The organism is Bartonella capreoli (assembly GCF_902813205.1).
GTDB lineage: Bacteria > Pseudomonadota > Alphaproteobacteria > Rhizobiales > Rhizobiaceae > Bartonella > Bartonella schoenbuchensis.
On the sequence record NZ_CADDZX010000034.1, the window covers coordinates 1 to 2486 of the forward strand.

The following is a 2486-nucleotide window of genomic DNA, read 5'->3' on the forward strand; positions in this document are numbered from 1 at the left end:
AGTGTATTCCCTACATCATATTGCTTCACATACAGCGTTGAGATGGTGGAATGAGCAAAAAAACCACCCTTCCAAGCAAAAGCAAGGAAGGGGAATTGTTGGTCTTCAAATGCAGAAAGACTTAAGGCTGGCATTTACGACTATTTTTATACTGTTTACAAAACGGGCTATTTAAGCGCTTCTTGACACTGCGCCTCGGGATAACAGCGCCAGGTTGACAAATGGGAAGGTTTTCCTCTCTAAAAATATAACACCATCCCCCCATATTCGATACCTCTTCATCTTTATAACGGAAACCATCTTGGATCATGCATGCATCAATGGCTGCTAATGCATTGTTGCTTAGCTTTTTATTTTCTGGATCTTTATCAAAGGGAGTTGGCATGCCACATTCTAACAATGCTTTTCCTACCTCAGTAAAGTCCGCTCCAGGCTTCTCCCATGCAGCCAAATATCCTAAGGGAGGTTTATTAAATTGACATCCAGCGATACTTAACAAAGCTATTCCACTCAATAATTTTAAGATTTGTTTCATTTTTTCCTCCTTGAATCAATTTGTACTCGATGGGATACGCCATAGTGCTTTTGGCATATATAACTCGCATCTCCAAGACAAGTGTGGACACTGTTAGGATCTGTGAACATTTTGTATGCCTCTTTCCAATTGTTACTACCGGTAGGCACTGTTTGGTAGGTATAGCCATTACCGCCGATCACTCGGCTTACAAAGTCATATCTATGCCCATCAAAACCGACCGTGGTTTGTTTGCCATTATTTAGCCTGTTTAACTTATCTGCTACTGCTGCAGCATTAGAAGCGGGTGCATAAAGATTGACAGTTGTGTTGCCTGCTATATTGCTTATCCCTTGTTGTCCTAAAGAATTCAGGGCATTATAAACTGTCATACCGCCACGGCTATGAGCGTAAAGTTCCAGCCCTGTATTCCCATAGTTCTTTAGCAGATCCTGTACCTCCTGTGTTGAATTGGTTAAGCCAAAGAAGTCATTTTCCAGAAACTTCTGATAGCCTGCTACCATCAGTTCTGATACAGCCGTGTCTCCTTGTGGGAAGACAACAAAATAAAGCGGTTCATTTTGATTGTCTGCATGTTGCACTGCATAAACACCTCCCTCAGTTGGTGGTGTAAAAATGCCATTAAAAGAGACATGAACCTTACCATCAGAACTGGCTTGTAGGTGCTTCTTCTCTTCATCCGTTAAATAATGCGACTGAGGTATTTTCTGTCCACGACTGTTTTTTATATACCGCCCATTTTCATCTTTGAGATAGATAATATTTCCCTTTTCATCACGATCCACCACGGCGATGGAGTGCTTTTTGATAAACATGGTTTTATAGGAGTCATCGCTGTATTTAAATCCTTCTTCAAGCAATTGCGTTGCCATTTCACGGTTCTCATGGACGATTTGTTCCAGCCTGCCACCATCAAGCGCTTGTACAACTTGATGAGCTGTAGCGGTGTCACGGTTAAGGGAGGCGATTGTTTGTTCCCCATTTTGCCCTGTCAGGGTCTTTTGCCCTGCTTCATCTGTCAAGATGATGCTGTCATTGCTGATGGTGGAATGAGCAAAAAACCACCCTTCCAAGCAAAAGCAAGGAAGGGGGATTGTTGGTCTTCAAACGCAGAAACACTTAAGGATAGCACTCATATTGTTCTGGATGCTGTTTACAAAACGGGCTATTTAAGCGCTTCTTGACACTGCGCCTCGGGATAACAGCGCCAGGCTGACAAATGGGAAGGTTTTCAGATTTATAGTTCTCACACCAAGTCCCCCCTCCTACTTTATCACGGAAACCATCTTGGATCATGCAAGCATAAATTGTTGCTTTAGCATTGATACTTCGTTTTTGATTTTCTGGATCCATATCATAAGGAGTTGGCATGCCACATTCTAACAATGCTTTTCCTACCTCAGTAAAGTCCGCTCCAGGCTTCTCCCATGCAGCCAAAGATCCTGTAGGAGGCCCACCTAAAGAACATCCAGCGATACTTAACAAAGCTATTCCACTCAATAATTTTAAGATTTGTTTCATTTTTTTCTCCTTGAATCAATTTGTACTCGATGAGAAAGACCATAGCGCTTTTGGCACATATCACTCGCATTTCCAAGACAAGTGTGGACATTGTTAGGATCTGTGAACATTTCCCATGCCTCTTTCCAATTGTTACTGCCGGTAGGCACTGTCTGGTAGGTATAGCCATTACCGCCGATTACTCGGCTTACAAAGTCATATCTATGCCCATCAAAACCGACCGTGGTTTGTTTGCCATTATTTAGCCTGTTTAACTTATCTGCTACTGCTGCAGCATTAGAAGCGGGTGCATAAAGATTGACGGTTGTGTTGCCTGCTATATTGCTTATCCCTTGTTGTCCTAAAGAATTCAGGGCATTATAAACTGTCATACCGCCACGGCTATGAGCGTAAAGTTCCAGCCCTGTATTCCCATAGTTCTTTAGCAGAT

General features: G+C 42.5%; 3 protein-coding genes and 1 pseudogene. All 4 read right to left on the minus strand.

Going from position 1 to position 2486, the window contains the following annotated elements:
• Positions 1-121 precede the first annotated feature (121 nt).
• Positions 122-535, minus strand: a complete 414-nt coding sequence (locus J7R05_RS06940) for a hypothetical protein (RefSeq protein WP_208541735.1) — start codon at positions 533-535, stop codon at positions 122-124.
• Positions 532-1557 carry a filamentous hemagglutinin gene (locus tag J7R05_RS06945; protein WP_343070537.1) on the minus strand — a complete coding sequence of 342 codons (1026 nt, stop codon included), beginning with the start codon at positions 1555-1557 and terminating at the stop codon, positions 532-534. The genes J7R05_RS06940 and J7R05_RS06945 overlap by 4 nt, the downstream gene beginning before the upstream one ends.
• 97 nt (positions 1558-1654) lie before the next feature.
• Positions 1655-2056 carry a hypothetical protein gene (locus tag J7R05_RS06950; protein ID WP_208541736.1) on the minus strand — a complete coding sequence of 134 codons (402 nt, stop codon included), beginning with the start codon at positions 2054-2056 and terminating at the stop codon, positions 1655-1657.
• Positions 2053-2486, minus strand: a pseudogene (locus J7R05_RS06955) (filamentous hemagglutinin); the annotation flags it as partial. The pseudogene J7R05_RS06955 and the gene J7R05_RS06950, both read right to left, overlap by 4 nt.

Bases quoted from the DNA above. Each gene is read 5' to 3' on its own strand.
- J7R05_RS06940 (WP_208541735.1), bottom strand. From the start codon at position 535: ATGAAACAAATCTTAAAATTATTGAGTGGAATAGCTTTGTTAAGTATC.
- J7R05_RS06950 (WP_208541736.1), bottom strand. From the start codon at position 2,056: ATGAAACAAATCTTAAAATTATTGAGTGGAATAGCTTTGTTAAGTATC.